Origin of the sequence: Aequorivita sp. 609 (assembly GCF_014212065.1) — a bacterium.
Taxonomy (GTDB): Bacteria; Bacteroidota; Bacteroidia; order Flavobacteriales; family Flavobacteriaceae; genus Aequorivita; species Aequorivita sinensis.
In genome coordinates this window covers 1-462 of record NZ_JACJVM010000094.1, presented here as the reverse complement: position 1 = coordinate 462, position 462 = coordinate 1, and the positions used below count along the sequence as shown (strand labels likewise).

Sequence of the window (462 nt, the reverse complement as noted above, 5' to 3'; positions counted from 1 at the left end):
GCATCCCACAAAATTGTAAACTATTTTACAGATTACACAAATGACGAGCAGATCATCACAGTTAGAAGTTGTTTTGAACTGTAACAAATGCGCCAGTCGGCACAACAGGGTGGGGGTGATATCACATATCACAAAGTAATTGCAGGGTTGCAGAGATGAAGGGTATAAGGTCATCGGTTTTTATTTTAATTGAAGGTTTCAGACAGCTTCTGCTTCATCTTCTCATACTGCTCATTAAACCAGCTCTTGGTTTTAACAGCAAACTCGCTCTTATCAAGCTGTTCAAACGTAGTCTTGGTCTTCTCTGTCAGGTCCTCTGCAATCTCCTTCACCTGAGTCTGGAATTTGGCGAAACGCTCCTCCAGTGTGGGCTCATCTTGGGCCTCTGTCTGTACAGCAAGTACAAGCATCAGCACGGCTGCAGCCAGGTACAGTTTCATCTTTTCAGTCTTTCCTCCCTCG

At 44.4% G+C, this 462-nt stretch carries 1 protein-coding gene; it reads right to left on the bottom strand.

The window, feature by feature from the left end:
* Positions 1-185 precede the first annotated feature (185 nt).
* Positions 186-462 (bottom strand): hypothetical protein (locus tag H4O20_RS15585; protein WP_185099514.1); only part of this gene is annotated, 277 nt, incomplete at its 5' end.